14 protein-coding genes and 1 pseudogene are annotated in these 14,792 nt (G+C 69.7%); 4 read left to right on the plus strand and 11 right to left on the minus strand.

The features are described from left to right. Positions 1–77 precede the first annotated feature (77 nt). The 7 genes from O7626_RS31435 to O7626_RS31465 form a co-directional block, all read right to left on the minus strand. Positions 78–437, minus strand: a complete 360-nt coding sequence (locus tag O7626_RS31435) for a hypothetical protein (protein WP_278064649.1) — start codon at positions 435–437, stop codon at positions 78–80. An 837-nt stretch (positions 438–1,274) separates the two neighbouring features. Next, positions 1,275–3,665: a bifunctional DNA primase/polymerase gene (locus tag O7626_RS31440; protein ID WP_278064650.1), complete on the minus strand. Its 2,391-nt coding sequence runs from the start codon at positions 3,663–3,665 to the stop codon at positions 1,275–1,277. Then, complete coding sequence (locus O7626_RS31445) at positions 3,662–4,111, minus strand: hypothetical protein (protein WP_278064651.1); 450 nt, start codon at positions 4,109–4,111, stop codon at positions 3,662–3,664. Before O7626_RS31445 ends, O7626_RS31440 begins: the two co-directional genes overlap by 4 nt. Continuing rightward, positions 4,108–4,503, minus strand: a complete 396-nt coding sequence (locus tag O7626_RS31450; RefSeq protein ID WP_278064652.1) for a hypothetical protein — start codon at positions 4,501–4,503, stop codon at positions 4,108–4,110. The genes O7626_RS31445 and O7626_RS31450 overlap by 4 nt, the downstream gene beginning before the upstream one ends. A 134-nt stretch (positions 4,504–4,637) precedes the next feature. Continuing rightward, entirely contained in the window at positions 4,638–5,255 is a 618-nt protein-coding gene (locus O7626_RS31455) for a hypothetical protein (RefSeq protein ID WP_278064653.1), read from the minus strand. Next, positions 5,252–5,779 (minus strand): hypothetical protein, encoded by a 528-nt coding sequence (locus O7626_RS31460; RefSeq protein ID WP_278064654.1) that lies wholly within the window; start codon positions 5,777–5,779, stop codon positions 5,252–5,254. Before O7626_RS31460 ends, O7626_RS31455 begins: the two co-directional genes overlap by 4 nt. 234 nt (positions 5,780–6,013) lie before the next feature. Further along, positions 6,014–6,223 carry a helix-turn-helix transcriptional regulator gene (locus O7626_RS31465; RefSeq protein ID WP_278064655.1) on the minus strand — a complete coding sequence of 70 codons (210 nt, stop codon included), beginning with the start codon at positions 6,221–6,223 and terminating at the stop codon, positions 6,014–6,016. Positions 6,224–6,516: 293 nt separating this feature from the next. Between O7626_RS31465 and O7626_RS31470 the strand changes: the two genes are divergently transcribed. Next, positions 6,517–7,446 carry a helix-turn-helix transcriptional regulator gene (locus tag O7626_RS31470; RefSeq protein ID WP_278064656.1) on the plus strand — a complete coding sequence of 310 codons (930 nt, stop codon included), beginning with the start codon at positions 6,517–6,519 and terminating at the stop codon, positions 7,444–7,446. Position 7,447: 1 nt separating this feature from the next. On the opposite strand, the gene O7626_RS31475 is transcribed toward O7626_RS31470, so the two are convergent. Further along, positions 7,448–8,938 (minus strand): recombinase family protein, encoded by a 1,491-nt coding sequence (locus O7626_RS31475; RefSeq protein WP_278064657.1) that lies wholly within the window; start codon positions 8,936–8,938, stop codon positions 7,448–7,450. Positions 8,939–8,973: 35 nt separating this feature from the next. Next, a pseudogene (locus tag O7626_RS31480) lies at positions 8,974–9,879 on the minus strand (NCS2 family permease); the annotation flags it as partial. A gap of 171 nt (positions 9,880–10,050) precedes the next feature. Here O7626_RS31480 and O7626_RS31485 point away from each other — a divergent pair. Then, positions 10,051–10,254, plus strand: coding sequence for a DUF2530 domain-containing protein (locus O7626_RS31485; protein ID WP_278066398.1), 204 nt, complete (start codon positions 10,051–10,053; stop codon positions 10,252–10,254). A gap of 36 nt (positions 10,255–10,290) precedes the next feature. Here the strand turns inward: O7626_RS31485 and O7626_RS31490 are convergent, their stop codons facing one another. Continuing rightward, entirely contained in the window at positions 10,291–11,130 is an 840-nt protein-coding gene (locus tag O7626_RS31490) for a DUF3027 domain-containing protein (protein ID WP_278066399.1), read from the minus strand. A 98-nt stretch (positions 11,131–11,228) separates the two neighbouring features. Between O7626_RS31490 and O7626_RS31495 the strand changes: the two genes are divergently transcribed. Both O7626_RS31495 and O7626_RS31500 read left to right on the plus strand, forming a co-directional pair. Beyond that, a complete protein-coding gene (locus O7626_RS31495) occupies positions 11,229–12,959 on the plus strand; it encodes an MFS transporter (protein ID WP_278064658.1) in 1,731 nt (576 codons plus the stop codon). Further along, positions 12,959–13,603, plus strand: a complete 645-nt coding sequence (locus O7626_RS31500) for a futalosine hydrolase (protein ID WP_278064659.1) — start codon at positions 12,959–12,961, stop codon at positions 13,601–13,603. The genes O7626_RS31495 and O7626_RS31500 overlap by 1 nt, the downstream gene beginning before the upstream one ends. 8 nt (positions 13,604–13,611) lie before the next feature. Here O7626_RS31500 and O7626_RS31505 read toward each other — a convergent pair whose 3' ends face one another. Beyond that, the gene (locus tag O7626_RS31505; protein ID WP_278064660.1) at positions 13,612–14,469 is read right to left on the minus strand and encodes a helix-turn-helix transcriptional regulator; all 858 of its coding nucleotides are present in this window, start codon (positions 14,467–14,469) and stop codon (positions 13,612–13,614) included. Positions 14,470–14,792: the final 323 nt, after the last annotated feature.

Below are 14,792 nucleotides of genomic sequence, written 5' to 3' on the forward strand. Positions count from 1 at the left end.
TGGTGGCCTTTTGTCGAGCCAGGCATACCAGCCGGCGAGGGTGAGGATGGCGAGGTAGACGATGGCGTCAGGCCAGGTCATGACGGGTTCTCCTGGGTGTACCGGCGGTAGGCGTCTGCGAGGGCGTCGGTGGCTTGGGTGGCGAGGTTCATCCGGTCGATTTCTTCGGGGCCGACGGTGACGGTGTAGGTGAGCGTCTGGGGGGTGATGCCGCGTCGGGTGAGGAGTTGGAGTGCGGCGGCGAGGTGTTCGAGGCACAGCTCGATTTCGGCGCCTTCTTCGGCGACTTGGGCGGTGCACCTGTCGAGGGCGCCGGTGGTGCGGCGGCTGAAGGTACGTCGGGTCAAGTAGCGGCAGGTGGATCGGCGGCCGATCTGGTGGCCGGGTCCGGTGGTGTCGAGTTCGGGGCCGTGTTCGGTCATGAGTCGGACGGGCATCGGTTCTCCTTGGGGGTGGGTTGCCAGCCGTGTTGTGCGGCTCGGCGTAGGCGTGCGAGTGCGGCGGCGTGGTGGTCGACCGCCGTGGGTGTCTCGGGTGAGACGGTTTCGCCGGCTGGTGTTGAGCCCGTCGCGGTGACGGTCTCACCCTGAGACCCGGACGTGTCGCCTGTAGTGGGTCCCTGGTCGTCCGGGTTGTGGCGACGGAGTTTCGTCGCGTGCCGCTGGGTGAGACCGTGGTCGCGTCGTTCGGCGAGCTGGGTGCGTTGGTCGCGTCGGGCTTCCCGGGCGGCGATCGTCGCGGCGACGGCGCGTCGGAGCCGGTCCGGCCAGTCGTCTGCCGACTCGGTGTGCGTACCGGGTTGGAGTTGTGGGGCGTCCACATCCGGTCCGCACGGGGACAGGGTGTCCCTCTGTGGCTGGTCGCACTGGGTGCGATCGGGGCGGGATGTCATGACACCGCCTCGGGGGTTAGTTCGCGGGTTAGTTCGCGGATGGTTCGCAGGGTGGGTTTTGGCGTGGATATACGGGGTGACCTGCGCTGTTGCGGCTCCAGCGAGGGGTTAGTTCGCAAGTTCGCATAGTTCGCAGGGAAGAGAGGGTGACGGGGGGTGGGCACAAGGCTCTGAGAACCGGGGACAGGCCCTATAAGCAGTAGATATACAACATCATCAATATAATCTCCGTACGTCATAGTGATCACCCCTCACACACCTTTCCCTGCGAACTAAGCGAACTAAGCGAACCAATGCCTTAGTCGATCTACATCTGTCCTGCTCATCCCCCATCTGCTGCCACTGGCCACCTCGGCGAACTAACTGCGAACCAACTCGCGAACTAACCCCCGGACCGCACCCGGTAGTACGTCGCTGCCGGCGCCCCACCGTTCGGACCGACCTGCCGTGAGCAGGCGTAGCCACCGAGGTTGAGCAGCTTGTCGAGCAGTTCGTCCAGCTCCTTCTTGGTCTTGTGGCGCTGGAACAGCTCAACCGAGATGGCCTTGCGGGTACGCCCGGTCTCCGACTCGTCGATGAACTCCATGAGCCGACCCAGGTCCCGGTCTCCGGCGGCCGACCCGAACACGTAGCGGGTGCTGGCCTCGACGTAGTCCCAACATGCGAGGGCGGCCCGTACGTGCCGCTCGTCGACATCGAGCGTGCCGTCCAGGAGGGCGTAGATGACCGACAGTCGGGCACTGTTGGCGTGCCAGCGAGCGAGCAGCGACTTGACCGGCGACTCGGCCTCGTCGCGTCGCTGGTTCATCCGCTTGTGGTACTCCGATGCCCACAGCTTCCGCGCTGCCGCCGTACGGCGGAGTTCACCACGGTCGTGATAGGCGCGGAACAGGGCCCCGGTGACCTCGTCCAGCCGACGGCTGAAGTCGCGTACGTCGTCCGGATCGGGCGCCGACCCTTCCGGCAGGGTCTTACTCATCCGGGAGCAGACAGTCATGAACCGGTTCGCGAGCCCGTTCGCCACGTCGGTAGCGGTGAGCTTCCCGACCAGTTCGGTCGGCGTGATCTGCGGAACGATGACAACGTGAGAGCCAGTAGCCCGTAGCGGCGAGCCGCTGGTCATCGTCTGCAACGGCAGGTCGTCGTACGCCTCCCGGAGGGTCCCGGAGAGGGAGTTCCCCTCCCGTCGGGCGCGCTCCAAGACGCTGGCGAACTCGGGGGCGTCGACCCACAACCGCTTGTCGTGCACACCCTCGTCGAACCCGGGCGCTGACGGGTCGTCGCCGTTCGCGTCTCGGACGATACGGATCAAGCCTTCACCGGTCGACAGGCCGGTGGCGGTGTTCATCTCCACGAACTGTTTGTCATGGGTTCGCCAGAAGGATCGGACGACTGCTACGGCGGTGCCCTTGGCGCCGGTTGCGGTGTCGCCGCAGAGGATGGGCCACACCTTGGGTGCGTGCCGGGTGTTTCCGCCGGTGATGTAGTAGCCCGACCCGAAGCGACAACCGGCCGTGGCTAGGAAGGTCAACATGACGGCGGCCGGATCGGCTTCAGTGTGCGGGTCGTAGAGGTTCACGAGGTCGGCGGCTAGACCGTAACGGGCGTCCTCGTGAAGCACCGGCCAGGCGGGACCAGCCGTCGCCGCCCGCTTCTGCGGCGACTCGGTCCGGGCCCTGCCCTGTCGGTGCGGTTCATTGACTGGCCACCGGTCACCACCATGCCCAGCGGCCCGTAGCGCCGATGCGGCTTGGTGGTCGTTCCCCTGGTGGTCGAGGATCGCGTACGCGCGGAACTTGGTGATGCTCTCCTCCGTCGGGAACTCGGTGCTCGTCGACCACACCCAGAGGGCGTCGTGCCGGCCGCCGGTACGGGCGGACCAGCCGACCTTCTTGTCGTCGCCCGGCCGCCGCCAGTAGTCCATGTCGCCCTTGCGCCAGACGTGCTTCCATCCGTGCGGTTCGAGGATGTCCGCCCACCCGGTCCGGGCGGCCCACACGTCACCGGGCCGATCGCCTGACTGCGCCGCTTGGCGTGCCGCCGGTCGGGTCGGTGGCTCCGGTTCCGGCATCTGGTCGAGCACCGCGTGTACGGCGGCGAAGAGGGCGTCCCGCTCGGCCCATGTGATCGTCGGGACGGCACCGGGGGTGCTGCTGCCGCTGAACTGCCACGGTTTGCCGCTGTCGTGGGTGGTGCCGTGGCTTGGTGCGACGACCACGAACCCGCCCTCGCCGCGTGTCTCGGCCAACACAGTCGGGATGACCTTGTTGGGATGCTTCGCGAGCAGCGCCCGGTCCTCGTCGGTGTACTCGTCCTCCCGCTTCGGTCGGCGGGCGACCTTCGTGTTGCCGGGCACCTCGCGGTCGGCGAGCCGGTAGAGCAGGTGCAGTCCACCGCTGGGGGTCCACTCGGCGTATCCCTTGCTCAAGCGGCGCCATACGTCCAGCACCCCGGCCGCGTCGAAGGCGGGAACGAGACGTTCGCGGGCACCGTCGGCGACGGCGCGGCCTTCCAACTCGAACATCTCCAGCCCACCGGAGATGGCGCCGCAGACCACGCCGAGCCCGGTCCGGTCGGCATCGTTGAACCAGGCGGCCATCTGCTGGGCGGACGGTTGTTCGGCTTGGTATCGGGTCCATCCGGCGAGGTCGGGTCGCTTGCTGCCGTCTGCCTTGACGGGCAGGACGGCGCAACCGGCGGCGTGCCAGGCTCGGGCTGCGGTCCGTACATCCTCGGCCGTGAGGGTGGCGACGTCCGGAAGCGTGGCGGTCACGCGCCTGCCTCCGGCACGTCGACCAGCCGGGCGAACTGGTTACGCGCGTTGTTCCACCGCTTGTGGGCGGCTAGGAACGCCTCGTGCGTGCCGCCGACGTCGGGGTGAGCGGCTGCCATCTCGGCTTTGAGTCGGGACAGTTCGGCCTTGAGGGCGGTCGTGTCGACCCGGCGGCCCCGCGCGTCGAGTTGGGGCGGTTCGAGGTAGAGGTGAGCGTCCGGGTCCCACCACGAAGTCCGCTTACGGGCCGAACAGCCGTCGGCGCCGGACGCCTCCATGGCCTGACGGTCGACGTAGCCGATGTCGTGGGTGAGCCACCGCCGGAAGTAGATCCGCTTGGGGGTCTTCTTCACGACGCGCAGGGGCATGACGCGGTCGCGGTCGTCCGGGTCGTCGCCTCTCGGCACGATGCAGTACAGGTACTCGACCTGCTCGATGGCGCTCACGCCGCCTGCTCCATCCACGAGTCGTCGTCTGCGACGGAACGGCGGGTGTGGAACAAGTCGTCGAGGTCCGGTTCCTGCCGCATGATCAACCGACTGAACCAAGGCCCGTAGTTGTTGTTGATTTTGAAGTCGGGATCGTTGGTCCGGACCGCGACCTCCCACCTGACCCGCTCGATCAGCGAGTTGATGCCGAGCTTCGGCCTGCCGGTTCGGTCCCGCCACTCCCTGGCGAACGCCACCAGCAGCGAGTAGATCGCGGGGTTCGCCTCGTGGTACCGCCAGAACTTCTCGCTCGGGCTGAGGCTGTCGTCTTCCGGCTCGGCCCGAGCGGCGTCGGCGGCAACCTGGTCGAGGAGAGCGAAGAGGCCATCCTGTGCGCCTTGGTCGTCCATGATGCTGGCCTTTCGGTGTGGGTGGTGCCGTTCAAGTGGTTCGCTCCCCAGCGCGCCCCGGCCGCCACTTGATGGCGACGTGTCCCGGCCGGTCCCGGTCTCGGGGCTGGTGTTCAGGTGGTGGTGCATCAGGATCAGTCGGTCGACGGGTTGCCGTCGTCGGAGTCGTCCTGCGGCCAGCGCCAGCGGGAGAACCACGACGCGACGGTTCCGAGGTGGGCTGCGATCAGGTCCCGCTGCCGCTGGTCGAACGCCTGCTGCATCAGCTCGTCGATCTCGTCGCACACGTCGGCGGCTCGCTGCCACGCCACGTAGATCGGGTTCTTGATCGCGCACGGCCGGCACAGCCGGAGCACCTTCAGCGGTGGCACGCTCACTTCGACGTGGTGGCCCTGGACGGTCCGGACCCGCCCGCAGTCCCCGCAGGTGACCTTGTCGCCGTAGCCGAGGGTGATCGGCAGACGGCTGGAGAGCACGAACCGGCGTGCCTTCAACGTCTCGCAGACTGTGCACGCGCCGTCTTCGTCGAAGCCGGGCTCGCTGGCGTCGCACCAGCGGCACACCTCGGTCACCATCTCGTCGAAGACCCGGGCGGCTAGGCCCTGGTCGTAGACGACGATGCCGCTGTCGGTGTGGTGCTTGTCGTGGTGGGCCAGCTGGTACCGCTGGGTGAAGACGGTGACGAGTTCGCCCATCTCGTCGGTGACGCCCTGGGCGGTGAGGAACCCGATCGGGGTCATCCCGCCGGTCACAGGTCGGCTCCGGTCGGAACCGAGTGAAGCCGGATGTACCGCTCCTGCTCGGCGGCTCGGTGTGCCTCGATCTGAAGCCCGAGGGCGTTGATGGCCAAGGCGCTGATCTGCCGGAGCCGGTTGTCGGGCGTCAACTCGAAGGCGGAGTGGATCTCTTCGAGGGCGTCCCGGAGGGCGACGAGGGCGGCGCCGTACTCGTGGTCGGCGATCTGGACGCAGATCCGGCAGAGCGCCGTGGCGATCGACGGTGACGTCTCGCCGAGGACGAGGTGGACGTGGGTCGGGCCGCCGTCGTCGTACTCACCGTCGTACGGGCCGTCTTCGCTCTCGTACGGGCCGCCGCAGCGGTGACAGGTCCGGTTGTCGTCCGGCCAGGTGTGCAGGACGAGGCGGATGTCGTTGGGGTCGAGCGGCTGTGTGGCGTGAAGGTCGAGGCGGTGGGCAACGAGTTCGTTGTGGGCGTCGCGGTCGACGGGAGTTCCGCTGACGTAACGGATGACCTGTGATTTAATGGACCCGGACATAGATGGACCCCTTTCGGGTTCTCCGGCCGGCCGGTGGTAGGACACCGAGCCGGCCAGCTTTTTCTGCCGCCCGGCTAGGCGGCGACGTCTCGTGGCGGTCGCGGTTGGCGGACGTCCACTCGGTGGAGTTCGCGCGCTGGTTGTGCCACTCCGAACAGTGCGCGCAGGGCGTCAACCTGACTCGGCGTGGCTGCCGGGGCATTCTTAGCCGCCGCTCGCGCCCACTCTGGGATCTCAGCGGTGGTCATCGTTGACCACCCCACGGTCAGCAGCGAGCAGGGCATCAGTCGGCACGTTGAGTGCCGCCGCGAGCGCCTGCGTGATACGGATGGCCGGCCATACGCGGCGGCCAGCTTCGAGCCGGGAGATGTAGGTGTCGTCGACACCGGAACGCCTGGCCAAAGCGACTTGTGTCAGCCCGGTTTCGAGGCGCAGCGCACGCAACGCGTGCCGGTTCAGTCGTGGGCCTCGGGCTCCTGCTCGTGCCTCTCTCACGATCGTTGAGTCTGCCATGATCTGGCTAAGTTTGCAAAATCGTGGTCAACTTTAGATGCGGCGCGATAATCAGTGCGCCGTCCGTTGGGTCATCCTTGCGGCAGGCAGGTGTCATGCTTGGGCCACGCTTGCGCAGGTCATACCCTGTACGGTCTGCCAAGTTCCACGTAGAGGGGGTTATCGCTGTGCGTGCTGGGGAGCACCGACGGGATCGGTCCGAGCAGATTGGGCCGCGTAGGGACATGGCAGATTTGCCGTTCAGTGATCGGCTACGGCTACGCCGCGAGGAGTTGGAGTTCTCCCAAGAGGAACTAGCCGAGCTGGCGAACGTATCTCGGGGCACCGTGCGGAACGCCGAGGCGGGGAAGGCTATGAGCGCCGGGTCCTTGAAGGCGCTGGAGGCGGCCGTCGGATGGCGTCCCAGCTTCCCCCTGCCCCTGTCCCCCGTCCCCGTTCAGGTGCTCGGTGCCGAGACGCTCTCTCGGATCGGCAAGGCGCTGGTCGACGACGAGATCACCCCGGAGGCACTGGAGCGACGTCGGAACATCGCCGACTTCATGGCACTGATCTTGGCCATCGGCGAACAACCCCCACACTTGCCGGTCGCGTTCGAGAAGGTCACCCGCTTCATCCGCAGGGCCGGTAAGCCTCGTGACGTTGCCTTGCTGTTCGACGACCTTCTGGAACTCGGACTCACCGTCAAACCGATCGGCTCCGATGTCGATCCGGAACATCGCGCCGGCCACATGGGCAAGGCGGTCGGGACGCTGGATGCTCCCGAGATGCCGGACCCACCGACCGGGGAAGACGTGTTCGCACCGTACGACAGCGACTCTCCGATCCCCACGTCTGCGGTCGACAGGGAGGTTGTGCGTAGGAGGCTGCAACTTCTCCATGATCAGGTGGCATGGGTTCGGAGCTTCGGTCATTTGTGGGCCGACGTCCTGAGTTCCCCCCGGGAGCGGTACGACATGGAGGAGAGGATCCTCGGGTCCGCGTCTCCGGGAGAGATACTGACCATTGCCCGTTCTGGGTTGTCTCAGGAGGATCAGGATGGCTTGGCGATGTACGTCCGCCGCCGCCGAGCCCGGTTCGATGTTCAGCTCCTAGTGGAGCTTGAGCAGATCATCCGCGAGATGCAGCGGCGGGACGAGGAAGGCGGCGGCGACTAGGTCACTGCTGCTCTTTCCAGTGATCGCCCCAAGTCTTCTCGTCACCGTGGTACCGGGAACCGGCGAGTCTCCACCGATCGAACCTCGGCCCCGCCCCCCGGCCGCCGGGGACCAACACAACATCGGCGATGGCCCGCACGACGTCCCGACGCACGAGCGGACCGAGGTTGGCCCACTCCGAAACGATGTCGACGTCGGCGAGCGCCACCAGGGTAGGCGGGGTCGACAGCCGCTTCACCTTGGCGGCGGCGGCGTCGATCTGTGGCAGCAACTCGGCCTCGATCGCGGCCAGCCCGGCGGCGGACAGGCCGGCGGCCGGGTTGGCGGCCCGGCTGTAGAAGGTGTTCAGGTGGTCGCGTAGGCGTTGTTCTTCGGCCTCGGCTGCCCGTAGCGCGGTGTTGTCGCCATCCTGCTGGAAGATCCGCCTCGAACTTGGCCGGTCGAGCCAGGCGAGGATCATCCCCTCGATAACCTCCTCAAGCCCACGCGCGGACCCGGACACCTTGAAGCACTCGGCGTTGCGGCACTGGTAGGCGTACCCGCCGTTGTTGTTGCGGGTGACCGAGCGCAGGGTGTGGTTGCACTCGCTGCACCGAACCGCGCCCGTCAGCCAATGCCTGCTTCTCGAATCGTTGTGCAGGCCCCGCGACTTGGTCACCCGGTCGTAGGCACGCTGCCACACCTGGAGGTCAACGAGCGGCTTCCAGACACCCTTGCCGATGACCTTGCCTTGGTGGACGCGAAGGCCGGCGTAACTGTGGTGGGTTGCGAGCTGCCTCACCTGCCGGTCGGTCCACTGCCCAAGCTTCATGTGCTTGTGGTCCCGGTCGCAGCCTGGGTCGCAGGGGCGTTGTGGTGGGGCGATCTGCCGGTCGTTCAGGCTCATGGCGATCTGCCGGTACGGCTCACCCTTGGCGATCCGTTGGATCACCTCCCGGACAACCGGCGCCTCTGCCGGGTCTGCCACCTGGTCGAGGAACTTGCCGCGTTCGTCGTAGACGCGTGCGAAGCCGTACGCCAGGCGGCCGACCGGTTTGCCCTGCTTGGCTGCGATCCGCTTCCCTCGGCGGGTGCGCTCGCTGATCTTCGCTGACTCGTCGGCCGCGTCGACCCCTTCGTCGGCGAGGGTGCGCCAGTCCCGGCGGACGTTCAGGTTGTAGGTCCGGTCGTGGGAGATGATCCGAATCGGTACGCCCTGCTTGCGGCAGTCGCGCAGGAAGGTGAACCACTCGACTTCGTCTCGGCTGCCTCGGCTGGACTCCCACATGGAGAGCATCTGGCAGTTGCCGGAGCGGATGTGGGTGAGCAGTTCGTTGAAGTCGGGTCGTGGCCGTCGGGCGTACCGGGACGCGGACCGGTCCGGGTCGGCGAAGATCCGCCCGACATCGAACCCCTGGTCTTCGCAGTCGTCGCGGAACTCCGCTTCCTGACCGGCGACGGACTGCCCGTCGTCGCGGTTGGACTTTCTCCCGTAAAAGTCTGCCGTTGTCACCCTTGCAGACTAGGCGCAAGACACTTACTCTTCAAGAAGTCGGTGATCAGCAGCGTGAAGACGAACATCAGCGCCACCAGTACCCCGGCCCGCTGCCAGGAGCCGAGCAGGTCGAACTGGCCCAGCAGGGACAGGTCCGGAGTGTCCACCACCCGCTCCGGCAGCGCCGGCACGTTCAGCGACCAGCCGGCCGGGTTCGGCTTGCCGTCCACCACCGACGGGCCGGCTCCGGCGATCGCCTCCACCACGATCGCCAGCACGGTCGAGGCGAGGATGCCGATCAGGATCGCACCCTTGACCCGGCGTACCACCAGCACCAACGTGAAGAGCAGCCCGAGCACGAAGACCAGCGCCGGCCAGGTGACCAGCTTGCCGCCGATGCCCAGGCCGACCGGCACGGTGCCCGACTCCGGCCGCCGGACGAAGCCCGCGTCGACCAGCCCGATGATGGTCAGGAACAACCCGATGCCCACCCCGATGGCGGTCTTGAGCTGCGTCGGCACCGACCGGAACACGGCGGTACGCAGCCCGGTCAACACCAGCACGGCGATGATCACACCTTCGATCACCACCAGGCCCATCGCGTCGGCCCAGGTCATCTGCGGCGCGATCTCGTACGCCACCAGGGCGTTGACGCCGAGGCCGGCGGCCACCGCCAGCGGGAACCGGCCCACCACACCCATCAGGACGGTCATCACCCCGGCGACCAGCGCGGTCGCCGCGGCCAGCGCCGGAATGGCCAGCCGGGCATCGTCGCCGTCGACCGCGTTGCCCAGGATCAGCGGGTTGAGCACCACGATGTAGGCCATCGTGAAGAAGGTGGCGAGACCACCGCGCACCTCCCGGCTCACCGTCGAGCCGCGGGCGGTGATCTCGAAGTACCGGTCGAACGCGTTACCGGCGCCGGGTCGTCCGGCCGGCTTCGTCGGGACGTTGTCCATCGCGTCCTCGCAGGGGGTGTACGAGCGTACTCGGGTGATCGTCGATCGGGGCATCGTCCCAGATCACCCGTTACCGGCAAAGACCTTCCCGGTTACCAACCCCGACCGGCCCGCCCGTACCCTTGAGCGGTGTCGGAGGAGAAGCAGCTGATCGAGCCGCTCGACCCGCCGATGGTCCCGTTCGCCGTCGCCGGGATCGTGATCTGGGCGGTCGTCGGTCTGGTACTGCTGGTCTTCTTCCGGGAGTGGCTCGCCGACACCGGCCGCGAGCACTGGCTCTGGACCTGTCTGGCCGGTTCCCTGGTCGGCTTCCCCGGGCTGGCCGTGATGCTCCGGCACGACGCCAACCGCCGTCGCCGCCGCGCCGCCCGCTGACCCGCCCGACCCGATCCGCCGCCGGGGCGTGCCCGCTCAGCCGTGCCCGTACGGCTCCGGCGGCTCGGCGGCCTCGACCGAGCCGGGCGCCCGGCTGACCGCCATCGCCTCGACCTCGCTGTCGTCGTAGATCGTCGGCAGCTCCTCGACAGGCGTCTCGACCGACTCGATCATCGTCTCGGAGTGTGCCCCGCAGCCGTGGTCGGCGCTGACCGCCCGCCCGTCGTCCGGGGCGAAGAAGTTTCCGCAGACCCCGAAGGACTGCCGCAGCGCGCCGGCCAGCGGCAGGTAGAAGCCGCAGGTGCCGCAGCGGGCGGCCCGGGGGGCACCCACCGAGATCGGCGCGCTCGGGCCGTGGTCGCCGTCGTACCACCGCTGGGCGGTGTCGATCCGGCCCTCCCGGGACATCACCCGGGGCCGGCCGAGGCCCAGCTCCCAGGCCGTCTCCTCGACCGCCGGGTCGTCGGAGAGCAGGTAGCCGGGGGCGAGCCGCTCGTCGTCGGCCGGGGTGGGCAGCAGGTCGCCGACCCCGAGGTCGCCCGGCTGGAGCCGCTCCTGCCAGGGCAGCCAGCTCGGCGCCAGCAGCGCGTCCGGGCCGGGCAGCAGGAACGTCTCGCAGATGGTGACGTGCCGGCTGCGCGGCACCCTGGTCACCGTGACCGCCCACCGCCAGCCCTGGTAGCCGGGCAGCCGGCACTCGAAGAGGTGCGTCACGAGCCGGTCGCCCTCGGCGATGACTCCCTGGTGGTCGCCGATGTCGGCGGGGTCGACCTCGGTGATGCCCTCCCGCGCCACGTCGACGGCGCTGGCGCAGACCTGGTCGAGGCGGGCGGCTCGGGCCGTGCTGCTCCTGGTCACCCACCCATTGTTGCCTATCCTTGACGACGGGTCGGCGGCACTCCCCGCGCCTTCCCACAGAGATATCTCCGCACAGGTGGCGACGGTCGCCGGCCGGATGGGCAAGGATGGTGCTCATGCCGCTGTTCACCCGTTCTGGGCGGTCGGTCCCCGGGCACGTCGTCGGTACGGCGATCCGGGCCGTCCGGCTGCTCTTCCGGGGTTCGCTCGGCAGTGCCCGCTGGACGACCCGCCGGGTCGCCCGGGTACGCGCCCGGGGCGCCGGCGGCGAGACCGGGATGGTCCGGCTCTTCGACCTGCACGCCGCCTCGTGCGCCGGGGACACGCTGATCACGATCGGCCTGGCCGGGACGATCTTCTTCAACGCCCCGCTCGGCGAGGCGCGCAGCAAGGTGGCGCTCTACCTGCTGGTCACCATGGTGCCGTTCGCGCTGCTCGCCCCGGTGGTGGGACCGCTGCTCGACCATTTCCGGCACGGGCGCCGCTACGCCCTGGCCGCCACCATGCTCGGGCGGGCCTTCCTGGCCTGGTTGATCTCGGACTACATCCACGGTTTCGGCCTCTACCCGGCCGCCTTCGGCGTACTGGCGCTGTCCCGGGCGTACGGGGTGGCCCGGTCGGCGGCCGTGCCCCGGCTGCTGCCAGAGGGGATCGGACTCTCCCAGGCCGGCGCCCGGGCCAGCGTCTACGGCTCGATCGCCGGCGGTCTGGTGCTGCCGATCGGGCTGGCCGCGTTCTGGTTCGGTCCACAGTGGCCGCTCCGGGTCGCCTCGCTGATCTTCCTGGTCGGCATGGTGATCGCGCTGCGGCTGCCACCCCGGGCCGACTCCGACCCGCCGGAGACGGTGCCGAGGGCCTTCCATGCACTCCGTCCCGGCCGGAACGGGCGGGAGCGGGCGCTCAGCCGCAGCGGGCCGGGCGGCCGACTGGTGATCAGCGCCCTGGTCGGCAGCGCCACCCTGCGCGGCATCTACGGCTTTCTGCTGCTCTTCCTCGCCTTCGCGATCAAGGGCGGTGACCTCGACACCGAACTCTTCGGCCGGCAGCACGGCGCCGAGGTCGCGCTCGGCGCGGTCGGCGGCGCGCTCGGCGTCGGGACGTTCCTGGCCACCGCCGTGGGTACCCGGCTGCGCATCCACCGACCGGTCGCGCTCCAGGCCGGCGGGCTGGTCCTGGTGACCGTGGTCGGGATCCTCGCCACGCTCCGGTTCTCGCTGCTGCTTGTCGCCCTGCTCTGCCTGGTCACCGCCGTGATCAGCGGCATCGCGAAGCTGGCCGTCGACGCCTCCATCCAGGAACGGGTGCCGGAGCGGCTCCGGGCGACCGGGTTCGCGCACTCCGAGACGGTGCTGATGCTCGCCTTCGTGGCCGGCGGCGGCCTCGGTCTGGTGCCGCTGGACGGCCGGATCGGAGTGGGCCTGCTCACCGGGCTCGCCGCCGCCGGCACCGTCTGGGCGTTCGTCGCCGCCACCCGGCTGCGCCGCGAGCGGCTCTCCGGGCGGGCGATGGCCGAGGCCGATCTTCTGCCCGCCAGCGGCACCGCACCGGACCGTCCGACCGACAAGCACTCTGTCGAGCGGCGCCCCGACCGCGAGCCGCCGGCCGACCGACGGGCCGAGCGGGAGCGTCCGGCCGACCGACGGCCCGGTGGCGATCCGGCACCCACCTCCCCCGCCCCCGCCATGGCCCGGCGGACCGGCGACGAGCCGCCCGACGGCAGACCGGACGACCGCGACGAGGATCCGCAGCTCGCGCCGCCCGGCTACCACATCTACCGACCGTCGTCCGCGGTACCCAGCCCGGGGACCGGCGAGGAGGGCTCGCGCCGGGAGAACCGGGGGACGTAGTGGGCGACGGAGTACTCGTGGCCACGGCGGTCGCCGCCGAAGCCGAAGCGGTACGTGCGGGACTGGTCGCCGAAGCGGTCACCGTCGAACCGGTCGGGGTCGGGCCGGCGGCGGCCGCCGCCGGGACCGCCCGGCTGATCGCGCTGGCCGAGGCGGCCGGACGGCCGTACCGCGCGGTGGTCAGTGCCGGCATCGCCGGCGGCTTCCCGGGCCGCGCCCCGGTCGGCGGGATCGTCGTCGCGACCCGCAGCGTCGCGGCCGACCTCGGCGCCGAGTCGCCGGAGGGCTTCCTTCCCCTCGACGAGCTGGGCTTCGGCACCAGCACGCTGCCCGTCGACCCGGGCCTGCTGGACGTGCTGCGGGCCGGGCTGCCACAGGCGGTCACCGGCGCGGTCCTCACCCTCGGCACCGTGACCGGCACCGCCGCGACCACGGCGGCCCTACTGGCCCGGCACCCGGACGCGGTGGCCGAGGCGATGGAGGGGTACGGGGTGGCGAGCGCCGCCGTCGCCGCCGGTCTCCCCTTCGCCGAACTGCGTACGATCTCGAACCCGATCGGCCCCCGGGACCGGTCGGCGTGGCGGATCGGCGACGCCTTCGCGGCGCTGACCACCGCCTTCGGCACGGTCGGCCCGAAGCTCTGACCGGGAGGTCAGCCGGGGCGGTGCAGGCTCAGCCGGACCGGGCGGCTCGCTTCGGGCAGGAACCCGCAGCGGACCAGGAACTCCACGCCGTCGAACTCGGTCACCGCCCGAGCGACCCGGATCCCGACCCGGTCCATCTCGGCCACCAGCTCGGCGAAGAGCAGGCGCCCGATACCGAGCCCTCGGCACGGGGCGACGACGACCACTCCGTCCAGCACCACCTCCTGGTCCGGTTCGCCCGGGCAACCGAGTTCGACCGGGTGCCGGCCACGCAGGTGCGCCCGCAGCTCGCCGATCAGCTCACCGTCGGGCAGTTCGGCCACCCACTGCCAAGCGTCCGGCGGGAGAGCCCCGGTGACGGCGCGCACCCGCACCCGGCGGCGTATCTCCTCGCGCCAGCGTCGCCGGTCCCGCCGCTCCCGGCACAGGTCGAAGGTCGCCTCCGGCACCCTGAGCGGCCACTGCTCCGGCGGCAGGTTGTACCAGTGCGCCCACCACGCTCCCGGCCAGTCCTTCGGCCCGTGGACGTCCCGCACGTCCAGGTGCGCGGGGTAGCGCCGGCCGCCCTCGTCGCGGCGGTGCTCGTGCGGATGCGCGGGCAGGTCATCCAGCCCGAACGTGCCGCCGAGCCCGAACGTGCCGCCGGCCGCCAGCACCAGGCGCTCGACCGTGCGGAACCTCGGGTTGCCGGGCCGGCCCGCCTCGATCCGCGAGACCGTGCTCTTCGGCACCCCCGCCCGGAGGGCCAGCTCACGCTGGCTGAGATCGGCCCGCCGCCGAAGCCTCCGGAGCAGCCCGCCGAGATCCAGCGGCCGATCAGAATCCAGCGGCTCGTCGAGGCGCGGCGGCTCGCTCTGCCGTGTCATGGGGATCGATGATCCAAGGCCCCGCCGCACCCGCCAAGGCCGCTTCAGCGGGCTGTGGACAACAGCGCACCCTGTGGATAACTTCCGCCACAACCACTCACCGAACCTGGGAGCGCGGCCGGGCAACTCCTGTTTCGGAGACTGTCGAGCTGCCCCGCCTGTGCGCCCGCTGAGCCTCCGCCGCGCCGGCCGCCGGCGGGCCGCCAGGCCGCCAGGAGTTGGCTGCCCCGTTTGTGCACCCAGCTCGACAGTCTCCGTGGAAGGTAGTACCGCTCGGGCAGCCTAGACCTGCGGTCAGTCCCGCTCGGCAGCCTCGACATGCG

Source organism: Micromonospora sp. WMMD1102, from assembly GCF_029626265.1.
Lineage (GTDB): Bacteria > Actinomycetota > Actinomycetes > Mycobacteriales > Micromonosporaceae > Plantactinospora.